We start from the raw sequence: 15673 nt of genomic DNA, 5'->3' as shown, positions 1-15673 counted from the left end.
GGCCGGCGAGCTCGAAAGCCCACCGTGCCCCCACTTCTTACTGCACGTTCAAGTTGACGTCGTCCAGCACGAACGAGGTCTGCAGCGAGCTGTCTTCGGTGCCCGTGAACTTGATGGTCACGGTCTGGCCGATATAGGCGCTCAGGTCGAAGCTGCGCTGGGTGTAACCCGTTCCCTTGTTGAGGTTGGAGTAAGTGGCCAGCGTCTTCAGCACGGTGCCGCTGCTGTTGAGTACCTGCACGTTGAGCTTGTCGTACGCGGTGGTGGTGGTCGTCTCCGCCGTGTCGATGTGCAGGTAGAACGTCAGCGTGGCCGAGGTCTTGCCGCTCGGAATGGCAACCTGTTGCGAGACGGTGTCGGTATGGGCGCTGCCATAGCCGTCGAGCCATGCGAACCAGGTACCACCATGGGCGGTTTCACCACTGCAGCCGCTGTTGCTGCACAGCACGCCGGAGCTCATCGACCACGGCGTGGCAGCACCGGTTTCGAAGCCCGGGTTGACGATGAGCTGGCTACCGCCGCCACCGCCGCTGCTTACCGTTACCGACGAGGTCTTGCTGCTGTTCTTGCCGCTGACGCTATCGGTCACCGTCTCGGTCACGCTGTAGGTGCCGCCGGCCGCATAGGTGTGGCTCGGGTTGGTGGCGGTGGAGGTGCCGTTGTCGCCGAAGGTCCAGGAGTGCGACGAAATGGTGCCGCCGCTATCGGTGGAGCTATCGGTGAAGTTGGCAGTCAGGCCGCTGGTGGTGAAGCTGAAGTTGGCCGTGGGTGTGCCGCCACCGCCGCTGCCGCCGCCGACGATCGGATGCGAGATGTCGCAGCGATTGGTGTCGTTGGACCAGGTGCTCTGCATCGCGTAGGTGCCGTTGCCCATCGTCACGTTGGCGCTGGCGCCCTGGCCGCTGCTGAGCCATGCGCATTCGTCACCGTTCTCCTGGCCGTTGTAGCTGGAGCCAGTGTGGTTGGTCCAACCGCCGGCCGGGTTCTGGTCGGTGATGGTTTCGGCGTACTCGTGGCCTTCCACGATGGAGAAGCCATCGAGCGTACCGGCGGAACCGCTGTTGACGTAGTTCTGTCCGCAGCTGGTGCCCATGTCGCTGACATACGGCATGTTGGTAAAGGCGATGTCGCCGTAGGGTGAGCTCACGCCCGCATCGGTGTTGTAGTCATGCCATGCGCAGAACTGGCCGCTGGAGGTGTTGAAACCGTCCGGGTGCGTGCCGGTGGGCGACAGGATCACGTACTGCACGTAGCGGTTGGAAGCTGCCGTGGTGTTGCCGAAATGCGCGGCGGCGTTGACGGCTTCTTGGCCGAGCTGTGCCGCGGTGGCATTGGACGGCGAAGCGACGGAGTTGTCGTACCAGATGCCGGCGAACGCTCCTCCGGTGGGGTAGCCGATCTGGGCTGCGCCACTGGGGCAGGAAGTGGCACCCGATGAAACGCTGGAGCCATCGCAGTACTGGGTCATGGTGCCGGACCAAAGCTCACTGCCGGTGCCCAGGCCCTTGAACAGCTTTTCCAGATAAGGCACAGCGCCGTTGGCGTCGCCCGAAAGGGTCATATTGCCGTTGGCGTCGGTGCTCGATGTGCCCCACTGGCTGCCGTACACCACTAAGTACACCTTGGGTGTGCCGCTGGTGACGCCGATGCCATCGATGCCGCCGCCATAGCTCAGCGTCTCGGTGCCGGTGGCTGCCGCGGTCGCTGCATGCAGCGCGGCGTACTGCTTCATCTTGCTGTGAGCTTCACGGGTGGGAATGGCGCCATGGCGATACGAATGGCCATAGTTCGGTGCATAAGGATTGCCCGCAGCTTGCGCAGCGGTATTGCCGTTGCTGGCATTGCTTCCATTGCCTGTAGCGATCGCGCTTCCGGCCAGCGTAAGCAGGGCCGTAACAGCGGCTACGGTGATTAAACGACCTTTCATGAGTAGTTCCCCAGTAGTGGTTTTTTTCAGGGACAAGCGCGCCCGATGCGGCCGCGTGGACCCCATGCACAAGACTCAATTCGGCACATGTGTGCCGCTAGATGCTTTGTTGCTTCCACGGACCCCGAACATCCATGGCGCCGCCCCCGGGTCAATCCTTGACTGCTGGCGCGTGAATGACGATTGGCGACGTGTGCCCGCGTGGTATCGCCCTGGGATCATTCGTCAACCGCTCCCCCGATCAACGAATTGACGACGATATAGAGAGGTTCGGGGGTTGGGTCAATTGGAAATTTAGAACTTCCAAATGCCGCGTTTTGGGCTAATTAAGGTGTTTGAACGGGCGTAGCATCATGCGTCGCTTTCTTGCGAATAAGTGGCTAATCGGCGTGCTTTTGAACGATTTTCATTGCCACGGCCGATGGCTTAGCCGTGCGGTTCTTGCGATGTGCTTTATTAATCGCGCTATACGCGGATTGCGAATAAATCAAAACCGCGTCAAAAGTGGTTTCACGAGTAATCGTTTTCCACGGCAATTTATTGCGTCGCTCGAAACGCGCGTAATGTCACAGCGCGAAGACTCGCCATCAGGTGGCGAAAAGAGGTGGCCGGCATGAAAGTCGCTCTGGGTTGGAAGGCGCATTCCGGCTGGGCGGTGCTGGTGGTGGTCGGTGAGGGTCTGGTGCTAGTCGACCGGCAACGGATCACCCTTGTCGAGGAGGGTGCCGACTGGGAGAAGCATCCGTATCACGCCGCCGCCCACGGCGAAGCCGATGCTTTGCTGAAGCACGCGGTCGACGTGGTGCGGCGCACCACGTTGCAGCGAATGCGCGAGGCGCTTGAGCACTGTCGCGCCGAGGGACATGAGCCCATGGCTTGCGCGGTGTTGATGCCCGGGGCGATGCCTGCATGGACTACGACCGAAATCCTCGCCGTGCATATCCGCATGCACAAGGCGGAAGGGGTGCTGTTTCCACAGGTGTTGTGCGAGGCCGCAGAGGCGTGCGGCGTGCCAGTGGTGGCTATCTCTGAGAAATCGCTCGAGGAAGAAGCGTGCGGGCGCCTGGGGATATCGACGGCGCGCATGACGCAGCAGATAAGCGCATTGGGCCGCGGGGCCGGCGCGCCTTGGGGCAAAGATCAAAGGAATGCGGCGGTGGCCGCGATGGTGGCCCTCGGCTAAGAAGCCCTGTAGGAGCGCACCCTGTGCGCGATGCTCTGTGTCGCATCGCCGCAAGAGCATCGCGCAAAGGGGCGCTCCTACAGGCATGTCGGTCCGTCTGGTGACGGCGGCATGACTTCCGGGCCGTGTCGTCGACCGGCCTCGGCGTCCACCATCGGGGATGGCGACACGGGCAAGGAGGGATTCTTTGCGCCGGCCGCCGTCTTCAGGGGATATCCCGGTTTTTCCCGGTCAACACTTACAAGGGGCTGACATGCGCCGTTGCACACTGGTTTCCGCAATCGTCCTGGCGCTGGCGGGCGCTTCCATGAGCGCCGTGGCGGCGGTGCCTGCCAAGCACGTTGCCGCCGAGCAGCAGGCCACCACCCAGCTGCCGCGTAGCGTGCGGCCCACGCACTACGACGTGTCGGTGACGCCGCATGCGGAATCGCTCAGCTTCGACGGCAAGGTGACGGTAAGCGTCGACGTGCTGGAGCCCACCAGCAGCATCACCCTCAACGCGCTCGACATGAGCTTTGCTTCGGTCACGCTCACGCCCGCCAGTGGCAAGGCGTTGCCGTCACCAAAGGTGAGCGTGGATGCGGAGAAGCAGACCGCCACTTTTACCTTCGACAAGCCGCTCGCCAAAGGCAGTTACAAGCTGGCGATGAACTACACCGGCAAGATCGGCACCCAGGCCAACGGCCTGTTCGCCATCGACTACGACACCAAGGCCGGCAAGAAGCGTGCGCTGTATACGCAGTTCGAGAACTCCGACGCGCGCCGCTTCATTCCTTCGTGGGATGAGCCCAACTACAAGGCCACTTTCTCGCTCGACGCCACGGTGCCGTCGGCGGAAATGGCGGTGAGCAACATGCCGGTGGCGAAGAAGAGCGACGTGGGCAATGGCCTGACCAAGGTCGAGTTCCAGCCGTCGCCGAAGATGTCCACCTACCTATTGTTCTTCGGTCTGGGCGATTTTGACCGCGCCACCGCGATGGCGGGCAAGACCGAGGTGGGTGTGGTCACGCAGAAAGGCATGCTCTCACAGGCCAATTTCGCATTGGATTCGGCCAAGACCATCTTGAACGAATACAACGATTACTTCGGTACGCCGTATCCGCTGCCCAAGCTGGACAATATCGCTTCGCCGGGTCGCAGCCAGTTTTTTGGTGCGATGGAAAACTGGGGCGCCATCTACACCTTCGAATACGCGCTGCTGCTTGATCCCACCATCTCTACTCAAGCCGACAAGCAGTCGGTGTTTTCGATCCAGGCGCACGAAATGGCGCACCAGTGGTTCGGCGATCTGGTGACCATGCGCTGGTGGGACGACCTGTGGCTCAACGAAGGCTTCGCTTCGTGGATGGAAGCCCGTACCACCGAGAAGCTGCATCCGGAATGGAACACCAAGCTGGAACAGGTCGATGTGCGCGAAGGCGCCATGGGCCGCGACGCGATCGCCACTACCCATCCCATCGTGCAGCACGTGGAGACGGTGGAGCAGGCCAGCCAGGCTTTCGACGCCATCACCTATTCCAAGGGCCAAGCGGTGATCGGCATGCTGGAAGGCTATGTCGGTTCCGACGCATGGCGCGATGGCGTGCGCCTGTATATGAAGCAGCACGCCTACGGCAACACGGTGTCGGATGATCTGTGGCACGCCGTGGAGATCGCTTCCAAGAAACCCATCAGCAATATCGCGCACGACTTCACCCTGCAGCCCGGCATCCCGATGATTAAGGTGGAGTCGGCAACGTGTAACGCCGGCAAGACCACGTTGCAGCTGAGCCAGGGCGAATTCACCCGCGACCGCCCGGACAAGAAGTCGCTGTCGTGGCGCGTGCCGGTGATCGCGCAGACCCTGGGCGGCGCGCCCGCGCGCACGCTGGTCAGCGGCGGCAAGGCCACGCTCGATGTGCCCGGCTGCGGCCCGGTAGTGATCAACGCAGGGCAGAGCGGCTACTACCGCACGCTGTATGCCCCGGCGCAGTTCACTGCACTGAAGGACAACTTCAGCAAGCTGCAGCCGATCGATCAGCTCGGCACCCTGGGTGACACCTGGGCGCTGGGCATGGCCGGGCTGCGTCCGTCCTCGGATTTCCTCGACCTCGTGCAGGCCACGCCAGTGGATGCCGATCCGCAGATCTGGGGCAACATCGCCGATGATCTGGGCGGGCTCGACAACTACTACCAGGGTGATGACGCGCGTCAGGCAGCCTTCCGCAAATTCGCCATCGCCAAGCTGACGCCGGTGTTCGCGCGCGTGGGCTGGGAGCCGAAGGAGGGCGAGGCCGATCCGGTGAAGATCCTGCGCACGCAGTTGATCGGCACGCTGGGCGGCCTTGGCGATCCGGCCGTGATCAAGGAAGCGCGACGCCGCTTCGATGCGCAGGACAAGGATCCGAAAGCCATGCCGGCAGCTCTGCGCCGCACCATTCTCGGCGTAGTGGCGAAGAATGCCGATGCGGCCACGTGGGATCGCCTGCATACGATGGCCAAAACCGAGAAGACACCGCTGGTGAAGGATCAGCTGTATACGCTGCTGTCGATGCCGAGCGATAAGGCATTGGCCCAGCGCGCGCTCGATCTCGCGCTCACCGACGAGCCGGGCGCTACCAACAGCAGCGGCATGATCGGCGCGGTGTCGAGGCAGCATCCGGAGATGGCTTTTGACTTCGCTGTTGCGCACAAGGCGGAGGTCGACAAGAAGGTCGATTCCAGCGCGAGCAGTCGCTACTACCCGGCATTGGCCAGCCGTTCGCTGGATCCGGCGATGGTGGGTAAGGTGAAGGCGTTTGCCGAGAAGTATGTTGCGGAGGGTTCGCGTCGTGATGCGGATACGGCGGTGGCTAATATTGAGTATCGGGTCAAGGTGCGGAATGAGCGGTTGCCGGCGGTGGATGCTTGGTTGAAGTCGCACGGGGCGTGATGAAGGGGGGGCGCCGCTTGCGTGCGGCGCGCTCTCGCTCTGGTGTTCCCTCTCCCTGTGGGAGAGGGTTCGGTTCTTGCGACATTCCCTCCTACTCGTCATCCCTGCGCAGGCAGGGATCCAGTGGCGTTGTCGCTCGGTCTTAGCGACTGCGTGCCCTGGCTCGCCTGCCGCGGGCTTCCGAACCGCTGCCGCGGCTCGGGTCACTTTCTCTTTGCTGACCCAAAGAGAAAGTAACCAAAGAGAAATGGTCTGAGAGCAGGCGGGGCGCTCTGTAGCTGCGCCTTTTCCAGTGTCAGGCGTCGAGACATTTTTTTCGAGGTCCGATCGTCTATCCCCCATCGAAGCGCAACAGCTCCCTCTCCCCTCCGGGGAGAGGGTTGGGGTGAGGGGCGGGTGCTCGGTAAAGCGTCGCTATCCCGTGATTGCAGTGAGCAAGCGACCTCTAAGGTCGCACTTCAACCACTCGTAACAATCCTGCTCCTGCCTCGCTGCTTCGCCTGATAAAGCAACTGATCCACCGCTTCGATAAACATCAGCGGCTCGTCAGTCTGTCCCGGCACCGTAGTGCCGACACCAAGACTGACGGTGAGTACGGTGCCGATTTCGGAGCGGGCGTGGGGGATCTGCGCTTTGGCGATCAAGTCGCGGCATCGTTCGGCCATTTGCCTGGCGCCGTCTTCGTCGGTTTCGGGAAGGACGAGGACGAATTCTTCGCCGCCGAAGCGGGCCATGAAGTCGCGGGGGCGGGTGATGGTGGTACTGAGGATGGCGGCGACTTGTTTGAGGCATTGATCGCCTTGCAGGTGGCCGTAGCAGTCGTTGTATTGCTTGAAGTAGTCGATATCGAGCATCAGCAGCGACAGCGGCAGTTTGGTGCGGCGTGAGTGGTTCCACTCTTGGTGAAGGATGGCGTCGAAGCGGCGACGGTTGGCGACGCCGGTGAGGCCGTCTTTGAAGGAGAGTTCTTCCAGCTCGCGTTGCATGTCGAGCAGTTTTGCTTCGGTGCGCTTGCGTTCGCTGATGTCGAACATGAAGCCGATCAGGGAGTCGACGCTGCCGTCTTCGTTGCGCACCACATGCACCACGTCGCGGATCCACACGTACTGGCCGCTTTTGGTCATGGCGCGGTAGTCGGCTTCGTGATCCACGCCGGCTTTGGATTGAGCTACGCAGAAATCCACGGCCCAGGCGCGGTCTTCGGGGTGCATGCGTTCGGCCCAGTCGTCCACGCTGACCCAGCTGCTGGGTGCCCAGCCGAGCAGGGCTTCGATCTGTGGGCCGATGTAAGCGAATCTCAGGGTCTTCCAGTCGATCTTCCATGGGATCGCGCGGGTGGATTCGAGCAGGGTTTTGTAGACCGCATCGTCATCCGGTTCCATCTTGTGCACGCGGTCAAGCATCGGCGGTGGCCTCGCTAGCGGTAGGCGCGGCAGTGTCGGGGGCCGAAGCGCGGGCGTAGAGCTCGAGCAACTGCATAGGTTCATCGTAGGCGATGCGCCGGCCGGAGCGCAGGTCGCGCCGCATCAGGCGGACCATTCGACGTGTGAGCTGTGGTGGAAAATCGTCTGTCGGCCGTCCGGTCACTTCGGCCAGGCGTCCAGCGAGTACGCCGGGATCGCTGATGACCGGGCAGATGCGGTAGCCGTAACGGCCGCCAATGGTTTCCGGCGCCAGATCCATGAAGCGGTTTTTCTTTTGCTCGAACGCGCCGAGCGTGAGCCGGTAGGCGTTGCGGCCGAAAACGGGAAGGTCGTCCGACACGGCGTGCGCGTCGTCGAGCACCTGCAGGCCGGTGGCGAGTGGGTGTAGCTGATGCAGGTTGTAGCGCCCCATGTGCGGATTGCCGATACGCACCAGATTGGCGATCAGCTCGCCCACCGACGCATGGCCGATGATCGCCGCGCGCTTGGGCAGACCGCCCCAGATACCGTCGGCGCCATTGAGCAGCGCTTCGATCACCGACGCGTTCTCAAAGCCAGCGCCCGAGTGAATATGCACCAGTACCTTCAGCGGTGGCGGCAGGAAGCTGCGCATCACCGCGACATAGGCGCCGACCTGGAAGGGCAGGAAGGTGCCGCGATCATCCTCGATGGACACGCCTTCGATGGGCAGCTCCGCCAGCAGCTCCAGAATGGAGCACACCGTCTCCGGCGCTTCGGCGAAAGCATCGCAACCGTCGACGATGTTGATCAGGATGCGCGGCGGCGCACCGTGGTCGCCGCGGACATTGTCATGCAGCCACCGGATGCTGACCGGCAGGCTGCGACGCAGGGTTTCCAGATCGTAGAGACCGACCATGCCCTCCTGGCTCAGGTAGATCTCGTGCACGGTGTTGGGCACGCCGTAGGCCTTGAGCTTGAGCTGCGATGGATCAGGTGTGAAATGGCCGTCTGCGGTTTGCAGGCCGATGGCGGTGAAGGCGTAGCAACCCGTCATGTCGATGGACTGGTCGCGCAGGTGTTGCATGAAGTCATCATCGACTTCCAGCTCGTCGGGCATGGCGTAGTCGAGCGTGCCCAGCGAAATGTGGCGGAAGCCGAACTCTCGCAGGCGGGGCAGGATCGCCAGCTTGTCCTGCAGGGTCTGGCCGATGCGCGAGCCCACCGGGTTTTCGCGCAGCGAGAGATCGATCAAATAGGGTTCGATATGGCGAAGCTTTTCCAGCTTGTCGTCAGCCCCGGCCAGGATGGCCTTGGCATTGTCCAGCATCTGCGTCGACGGCATGAGTTTCCCCTCGGCTGCCTGGTGTCGCTTGTGGTGATGTCTGTGACGGGTCGGCGGCCGCGATGGTCGGGGGCCCGGGCGGTTTCCTTCAAATCCGGCCTGGGGCATGCAATGGCTATGCCCGCAGGGAAAGCCTTATCTGGCGCGGACTCCAGGCGGTGGTGTCGAGTATTCAGCCAGTCGAGGGCACTTTCTGCCGCGCTGTGCACAAGCAAAAGGCCCCGCCGGAGCGGGGCCTGCGTGTGAAAACTTGCGCCTGGCGTTCTAGATCAGGGTTTGAAGCCTACCGATTGCCACAGCGGCGCCGGGTCATACATCGTGCCGCCGCTGATGGTCTTGGCGATGCGGCGGGTGTTGCGGATATCGGCGAGCGGGTTGGCATCCAGTAGAAGCATGTCGGCGCGTTTGCCCACTTCAAGCGTGCCCAGTTCCTTGTCCAGCTTGAGGACGCGCGCGGGCACGATGGTGGCGGCCTGCAGTGCCTCCATGGGGGTGAAGCCTGTCTGCACGTAGATTTCCAGCTCGCGGTGCAGCGAGTAGCCCGGAATATCCTGATCGGTGCCAGCGACGATGGTCAGGCCTTGCTTATGCAGTTCGCGCAAGGTGGCGAGCATGTACTGGTAGCGCTTGCCAAATTCTTCGGCTTTGTCAGGCGGGGCGCCGGTGGCGTTCAAGCTGGCCGCCAGCGGCGTGGCGACGTGCCTGATGCCGGGTTCGAGCGTTTCGAGCGGCACACTGGCGGGGCGCGACAGCGTCTCGAAAAGTACGGTGGTGTCGTCAAAGACAGTGTGGTGTTCTTTGAACAGCGCCAGCTGCTTCCTGGCATCCGGCGTATTGAAGTCCAGCGGCGGCAGCGGCTTGCCGCGTTGCATATGCAGCAGATCGCGCGCGACGAAGTGGATGTGGTTGATGCCGTCGTAGCCGGCGGCGACGGCCTGCGCGGTCGTCATGCCTTCGGGCACATGGCCGGTCACTGTCAGGCCGAGCTTGTGCGCCTCGTCGGCGATCACCGGGACCAGCGCGGGCTTCATGCTGCTGTAGATTTTGATCTGTACAGCGCCGGCATCTTTGTAGCGGCGAACCACTTCGCGCGCTTGTTCGGGCGTATCGGCGGTGACGGCGCCGAGCGTGAGGGGGCCGGTGCCGTCGACGATGCCGGCGATTAGCAGGCGCGGACCGATGCCGTGTCCGGATTGCACGGCATCGCGGACGGTGGTGATGAAGTCGAATTCGTTGCCGCAGTCGCGCACGGTGGTGACACCGGCGGCGAGATAGATGGGACCCCATTCCACCTGTTCGTAGTGGGCGTGCATGTCCCACAGGCCAGGGATCAGGTACTTGCCGGTGCCGTCGATCACGTCCAGTGTGTCGGAGGCTTTGGGTGTTGCGCCCGACGTGCTGATGTCGGTGATCCTGCCGTCTTCCACGTAGACGGCAGCGACGTGTCGTGGCGCTTTGCCGGTGCCGTCGATGAGGGTGGCATTGGTGATGGCAAGGCGTTTGCCGGAGGGGTGCCTGGCGGCGGTCAACTGCGCGAGTGCTGCCAGATTGTTGTTGGCGGCTTGCGTGATGAACTGAGCCAGTGAGGGCGCGTATTCCTCGCGCACCGCTTCAAAATGGTCGAACTCGGCATCGGTGGTGACGACGGCTGCGAGCTTCTGGTCATCATCCAGCCATACGGTCTCCGCGCCCCATATCAGCCCGTTGATGACATAGCTGTGCAAGGCCATTGGATGGCCATTGGCGGTAACGGTGAGATCGCTGCCGGGTTCGATGCGGATGCTGGCATCGGGCGGCGCCGTGATCTGCGCGGGTTTGCCGTGGGCGAGCCAGAAACGCAATAGCATCTGCTGCATGGCGACAGGTGAATAGCCGTCTACCAGAAAGGTATCGGCGGTAGCCGGGTAATCCGTGGTTTTGCCGTCGCGAACCAGCGTGACGCGTTGTCTTTTCGCATCCAGCGAGAAGGTGTCGTTCATTGGCGAGTTGCGCGATGAGCGCCCCTCGGTTTTCAGCGAGATCGGATGAAGGGCGTCGGTCGCTGTGTAAACGGTCTTCAGCGGTACGTCGGTGCCGCGGTCGTTGAATTTGAAGTCTGAGCGGAGCGTCAACAAGCCCTTTTCGTCGGTAATCGCGTAGGTCTCCTTGCCAATCGCCTTGGCGAACTTGTGCAGTACGAAAGTGCCTTGTTCGTTGGCGACTTTCTCCTGCGCGTGAATCGCCAGGGGAGCGAGCAGCAGAAGCGCGGCGAGGGTGAGCGAGCGGGCAACGACGGACTGCATGATCAACTCCTGTGGAAAGGCGCGGCGGCTGGCACGATAGAGTGGACGCGGCATGAAAACAGTGTCCGGTGTCGCCTGGCAATGTCCCGGAGGGCACCCTGACATCCGGGACATTGCCAGGGACATAAAAAAGCCCCGCGAGTGCGGGGCTTTTTTTCTTTCCTGGAGAGAGGGCGGGCTTACGCCTCCGCCTCCTCCTTGTACGCATCAATCGGGATGCACGCACACATCACGTTCTTGTCGCCGTAGACGTTGTCTACGCGCGCCACCGGCGACCAGTACTTCTGCAGCTTGAGGCTGGGCAGCGGGAAGGCAGCCAGCTCGCGCGGGTAGGCGTGGGTCCACTCGGTGCCGGTGACCGCGGTGGCGGTGTGTGGCGCGTGCTTGAGCGGGTTGTCCTCGCGGTCGAGGCTACCGTTTTCGATGGCGCGGATTTCGTCACGGATCTGGATCATGGCGTCGATGAAGCGATCCAACTCGTGCTGCGATTCGCTCTCGGTCGGCTCCACCATCAGTGTGCCTGCCACCGGGAAGCTCAAGGTCGGCGCGTGGAAGCCGAAGTCGATGAGCCGCTTGGCCACGTCTTCGGCGCTGATGCCGGTGCCGTCCTTGATCGGGCGCAGGTCGAGGATGCACTCATGCGCCACCAGCCCGTTGCGGCCGGTGTAGAGCGTTTCGTAGTGCGGTGCCAGGCGCTTGGCGATGTAGTTGGCGTTGAGCAGTGCCACCTGGGTTGCTTTGCGCAGGCCCTGCTGGCCCATCATGGTGATGTACATCCAGCTGATCGGCAGGATGCTGGCGCTGCCGAAGCTGGCGGCGCTAACCATGCCGACCTTGCCTTCGCCGCCGAGCGTGCGCGGCAGGAACGGTGCCAGATGCGACTTCACTGCGCACGGGCCGACGCCTGGGCCGCCGCCGCCGTGCGGAATGCAGAAGGTCTTGTGCAGGTTGAGGTGCGAGACGTCCGAACCCCACTTGCCCGGCTTGGCCACGCCGACCAGCGCATTCATGTTGGCGCCGTCGGTGTACACCTGACCGCCGTGCTTATGCACGATGTCGCAGATGGCGACGATGTCTTCCTCGAACACGCCGTGCGTGGACGGGTAGGTGATCATCAGCGCGGCGAGGCGGTCGCTGTACTTTTCGGCGGCGCGGCGGATGTCGTCCACGTCCACGTTGCCGTTGCTGTCGCACTTGGTCACCACCACGGTCATGCCGCACATCTGCGCAGAGGCCGGGTTGGTGCCGTGGGCGGACTCGGGGATCAGGCAGATGTCGCGATGGCCTTCGTTGCGCGAGCGGTGGTACGCGCGGATCGCGAGCAGGCCGGCGTATTCGCCCTGTGCGCCGGAGTTGGGCTGCAGGCTGACAGCGTCGTAGCCGGTGCATTCCACCAGCATGGCTTCCAGCTCGTCGATCAGCTGCTTGTAGCCGCGTGTTTGGTCGGCGGGAGCGAGCGGATGGATGTTGCCGAACTCCGGCCACGTCACCGGGATCATCTCGGCGGTGGCATTGAGCTTCATGGTGCAGGAGCCGAGCGGGATCATGGTGCGATCCATCGCCAGATCCTTGTCGGCCAGCGAGCGCATGTAACGCAGCAACTCGTGTTCGCTGTGGTGCGTATTGAACACCGGATGGGTGAGGAACTCGCCCTGGCGGCGCAGGCTGGCGGGCAGCGCGTCGGCGGTGGCGGCATCCAGTTCGTCGATATCGTCGATGCAGGCACCGAACAGCGTGGCGAGCGCGATCACGTCGGCGCGCGTGGTGGTCTCGTCGAGGCTGATGCCCACGCTCTGGCCGTGGATCTGACGCAGGTTAAGGCCAGCGGCCTCGGCCTTGGCGCGGATCGCATCGGCGTCGACGTTGGTGACATGTAGCGTGTCAAAGAAATCCGCGTCGACGGTGTGGCCGGCCTGACGCAGCGATGCGGCAAGAATCGAAGCGAGACGATGCGTACGGCGCGCGATACGGGCCAGGCCCTCCGGGCCGTGGTACACGGCATACATGCTCGCCATCACGGCCAGCAGCACCTGCGCGGTACAGATGTTGGAGGTGGCCTTCTCGCGGCGGATGTGCTGCTCGCGAGTCTGCAGGGTAAGGCGGTAAGCCGGCTTGCCTTCCGCATCCACCGACACGCCGATCAGGCGGCCCGGCATGGAGCGCTTGTAGGCGTCGCGGCAGGCGAGGTAGGCGGCGTGCGGGCCGCCGAAACCGAACGGCACGCCGAAGCGCTGGCTGTTGCCGATCACGATGTCCGCACCCCACGAACCCGGCGAGGCGATCAGGGTCAGCGCGAGCAGATCGGTGGCGACTGAGACCAGGCCGCCACGCGCATGCACGGCATCGGCCACGGCCTTGTAGTCGTGGATCTGGCCGTAGGTGTTGGGGTACTGCAGCAGCACGCCGAAGCTGTCGACGGTGACGGCGTCAGCGGCGGGGCCGACATGCAGTTCGATGCCCACGCCGTCGGCGCGGGTGTGCAGCACTTCCAGGGTCTGCGGGTTCACGTCGTCGGCGACGAAGAACACGTTGCTCTTGGACTTGGCCGAGCGCTTGGCCAGCGTCATCGCCTCGCCTGCGGCGGTGGCTTCGTCCAGCAGCGAGGCGTTGGAGATGTCCATCCCGGTGAGGTCGGTCACCATGGTCTGGAAGTTGATCAGGGCTTCCATGCGGCCCTGCGAGATCTCCGCCTGGTACGGCGTATACGCCGTGTACCACGCCGGGTTCTCCAGGATGTTGCGCAGGATGACGTTCGGCGTATGGGTACCGTAGTAGCCCTGGCCGATGAAGCTCTTGAACACTTTGTTCTTGCCGGCGATGGCGCGGATCTTGGCCAGCGCTTCCACTTCCGTGATGGCGGTGGGCAGGGCCAGCGGCGCGGCGGATTTGATCGAGCCGGGTACGATGGCGTCGGTCATTGCTTCGAGCGAGCCGTGGCCGATGACGTGCAGCATCTGCGCGATCTCGGCGTCGTTGGGGCCGATGTGGCGCTCGATGAAAGCGTCGTGATGCTCAAGGTCGCGCAGCGAAGGGGAGGTGTTCTGACTCATGGCAAGGGGCGTCCAAAAATGGCCGACAAGGCCGGACGTGCGTGCCGCACGTGGGGCGCCCCTCTGTCCTTTTGCCTGAGAGTTTGGAAGCGGGTGTGCTCGCTTCGTGCACCTTCGGCGCCGGATCCAACCGGTCTCTCCAGAGTGTTAGCTCGCGGTGGTATGGGAGCCTGAGCGATTACGGGCGTTGCGCCTTCGGCAGCGGGCCATGCCCGTCAAGGCTGGCCCGCTTCTCCCACCACGTGCTGTAAGCGGCGGATTATACCCCGGCCAACCGGGGATGTGCCCGGCCCGGGCGGGTAGGGTAGGCTCGGCGCCTGCGCTGGTTACCCCCTCGTTCTGGCGCGATTTCTCATTCCCCATGCGACGCCGCCCATGACCAAGATTCCCTTCAAGCTCCGCCAGCTCGACCATATCGTCCTGCGCGTGCATGACGTGGCCGCCATGCAGGCCTTCTATTGCGACGTGCTCGGCTGCACCGAAGAGCGCCGGCAGGACGAGATCGGCCTGGTGCAGCTGCGCGCCGGCGCCTCGCTGATTGATCTGGTCGCCATCGACAGCAAGCTTGGCCGCATGGGCGGTGCCGCTCCCGGCAAGGAAGGACACAATCTGGATCACCTGTGCCTGGCCGTAGAGGGCTACGACGAGGCGGCTATCCGCGCCCATCTGGCGTCGCACGGTGTGCGAGTTGGCGAAGCGGGTTCGCGCTATGGCGCGGAGGGCGAAGGGCCGTCGCTGTACCTGTACGATCCGCAGGGCAACATGATCGAGCTGAAAGGTCCGCCTGCGCTCTGAGTACGTCAAACGGCAGGCGGTCGATGTCCCCGTCACCTCAGGAGAGGTCGTTCATGCCGTCGAGCACCTGTCATCCGCATGCACCGCACACCAAGCTGAAAGTCCCCGACTGGTACGTCTCCGCGCTGATGCTGGACCGCGCGCTGGACGCCATCCTGCGCCGGGTGAAGAAGTTCGACCGCAATCACGACATTCCCTACCTTGCTGGCTACAGCAAGGACGGCAAGACCATCTACATCGACCGACACCTGCCGAAGAGTTTCACTTTCCGCGGGCGCAAGGTGGAAGTGGATCGCTTCCTGATCCTGCATGAGGAGGTGGAGAAGACCCTGATCGATCAGCTGGGCCTGCATTACCTGCATGCGCATCAGATCGCGACGCGTGCGGAAGAGGCGGCCGTCAACGCCGAGCGTGTCACCTGGGCGGCGTATGACCGCTTCATGCAGAAGTACGTCAAATCCATCGGTGACGAACGCCTGGCCAAGGTACCCGCCGATCTCGACCTCAAGCCCTACCGCGACTATCACGACTACGAGTTGATGCAGCGGATGATCCAGAGCATCGGCAAGGGCGAGCTGAAAAGCGGAGCGAAGTTGCAGGCGGAATTGAAGGATTACGCGGATGCATTCCGCGAAGAGCGGCGGCTGGACCGGCGACGCCTGGCTACCCAGGGCGCAAAGACGACGCGCACCCGGGCGTTGACCGGGAAGGCAGCGCCGAAGAAGGCATCGCGTAGCAGGAAAACGGCAACGGAGTGAACATCGCGGCGTCCTGCAGGGTGCAGGATGGAGCGATGTT

Annotated in this window: 9 protein-coding genes and 1 riboswitch; of the genes, 4 read left to right on the top strand and 5 right to left on the bottom strand. The window is 63.2% G+C overall.

Annotation, left to right across the window (positions count from 1 at the left end; genetic code table 11):
* Nucleotides 1-37 precede the first annotated feature (37 nt).
* Entirely contained in the window at nt 38-1927 is a 1890-nt protein-coding gene (locus BM338_RS08600; protein WP_255367237.1) for a PKD domain-containing protein, read from the bottom strand.
* A 613-nt stretch (nt 1928-2540) separates the two neighbouring features.
* Here BM338_RS08600 and BM338_RS08595 point away from each other — a divergent pair.
* Together BM338_RS08595 and BM338_RS08590 are read left to right on the top strand one after the other, a co-directional pair.
* Nucleotides 2541-3110: a hypothetical protein gene (locus BM338_RS08595; protein ID WP_090450477.1), complete on the top strand. Its 570-nt coding sequence runs from the start codon at nt 2541-2543 to the stop codon at nt 3108-3110.
* Nucleotides 3111-3363: 253 nt separating this feature from the next.
* Nucleotides 3364-6021, top strand: coding sequence for a M1 family metallopeptidase (locus BM338_RS08590; protein WP_090450476.1), 2658 nt, complete (start codon nt 3364-3366; stop codon nt 6019-6021).
* Between the two features lie 458 nt (nt 6022-6479).
* On the opposite strand, the gene BM338_RS08585 is transcribed toward BM338_RS08590, so the two are convergent.
* The 4 genes from BM338_RS08585 to gcvP all read right to left on the bottom strand — a co-directional run bounded on the left by BM338_RS08585 (nt 6480) and on the right by gcvP (nt 14080).
* The gene (locus tag BM338_RS08585) at nt 6480-7424 is read right to left on the bottom strand and encodes a GGDEF domain-containing protein (RefSeq protein WP_090450475.1); all 945 of its coding nucleotides are present in this window, start codon (nt 7422-7424) and stop codon (nt 6480-6482) included.
* A complete protein-coding gene (locus tag BM338_RS08580; RefSeq protein WP_090450474.1) occupies nt 7417-8748 on the bottom strand; it encodes a beta/alpha barrel domain-containing protein in 1332 nt (443 codons plus the stop codon). The genes BM338_RS08585 and BM338_RS08580 overlap by 8 nt, the downstream gene beginning before the upstream one ends.
* Nucleotides 8749-9017: 269 nt before the next feature.
* Entirely contained in the window at nt 9018-11030 is a 2013-nt protein-coding gene (locus BM338_RS08575) for an amidohydrolase family protein (protein WP_177229273.1), read from the bottom strand.
* A gap of 179 nt (nt 11031-11209) precedes the next feature.
* Nucleotides 11210-14080 carry an aminomethyl-transferring glycine dehydrogenase gene (gene gcvP, locus BM338_RS08570; RefSeq protein ID WP_090450472.1) on the bottom strand — a complete coding sequence of 957 codons (2871 nt, stop codon included), beginning with the start codon at nt 14078-14080 and terminating at the stop codon, nt 11210-11212.
* A gap of 53 nt (nt 14081-14133) precedes the next feature.
* Nucleotides 14134-14233: riboswitch (glycine riboswitch) on the bottom strand.
* A gap of 222 nt (nt 14234-14455) precedes the next feature.
* On the opposite strand from gcvP, the gene BM338_RS08565 reads away from it, so the two are divergent.
* Together BM338_RS08565 and BM338_RS08560 are read left to right on the top strand one after the other, a co-directional pair.
* Entirely contained in the window at nt 14456-14875 is a 420-nt protein-coding gene (locus tag BM338_RS08565; protein ID WP_090450471.1) for a VOC family protein, read from the top strand.
* Between the two features lie 53 nt (nt 14876-14928).
* Complete coding sequence (locus BM338_RS08560; RefSeq protein ID WP_090450470.1) at nt 14929-15633, top strand: hypothetical protein; 705 nt, start codon at nt 14929-14931, stop codon at nt 15631-15633.
* Nucleotides 15634-15673 lie beyond the last annotated feature (40 nt).

Source organism: Dyella sp. OK004, from assembly GCF_900114495.1.
Lineage (GTDB): Bacteria > Pseudomonadota > Gammaproteobacteria > Xanthomonadales > Rhodanobacteraceae > Dyella_D.
This window is presented reverse-complemented; position numbering and strand designations above follow the sequence as displayed.

Bases quoted from the DNA above. Each gene is read 5' to 3' on its own strand.
- BM338_RS08590 (WP_090450476.1), top strand. From the start codon at position 3,364: ATGCGCCGTTGCACACTGGTTTCCGCAATCGTCCTGGCGCTGGCGGGC.
- BM338_RS08575 (WP_177229273.1), bottom strand. From the start codon at position 11,030: ATGCAGTCCGTCGTTGCCCGCTCGCTCACCCTCGCCGCGCTTCTGCTG.
- BM338_RS08595 (WP_090450477.1), top strand. From the start codon at position 2,541: ATGAAAGTCGCTCTGGGTTGGAAGGCGCATTCCGGCTGGGCGGTGCTG.
- BM338_RS08585 (WP_090450475.1), bottom strand. From the start codon at position 7,424: ATGCTTGACCGCGTGCACAAGATGGAACCGGATGACGATGCGGTCTAC.
- BM338_RS08600 (WP_255367237.1), bottom strand. From the start codon at position 1,927: ATGAAAGGTCGTTTAATCACCGTAGCCGCTGTTACGGCCCTGCTTACG.
- BM338_RS08580 (WP_090450474.1), bottom strand. From the start codon at position 8,748: ATGCCGTCGACGCAGATGCTGGACAATGCCAAGGCCATCCTGGCCGGG.
- BM338_RS08560 (WP_090450470.1), top strand. From the start codon at position 14,929: ATGCCGTCGAGCACCTGTCATCCGCATGCACCGCACACCAAGCTGAAA.
- gcvP (WP_090450472.1), bottom strand. From the start codon at position 14,080: ATGAGTCAGAACACCTCCCCTTCGCTGCGCGACCTTGAGCATCACGAC.
- BM338_RS08565 (WP_090450471.1), top strand. From the start codon at position 14,456: ATGACCAAGATTCCCTTCAAGCTCCGCCAGCTCGACCATATCGTCCTG.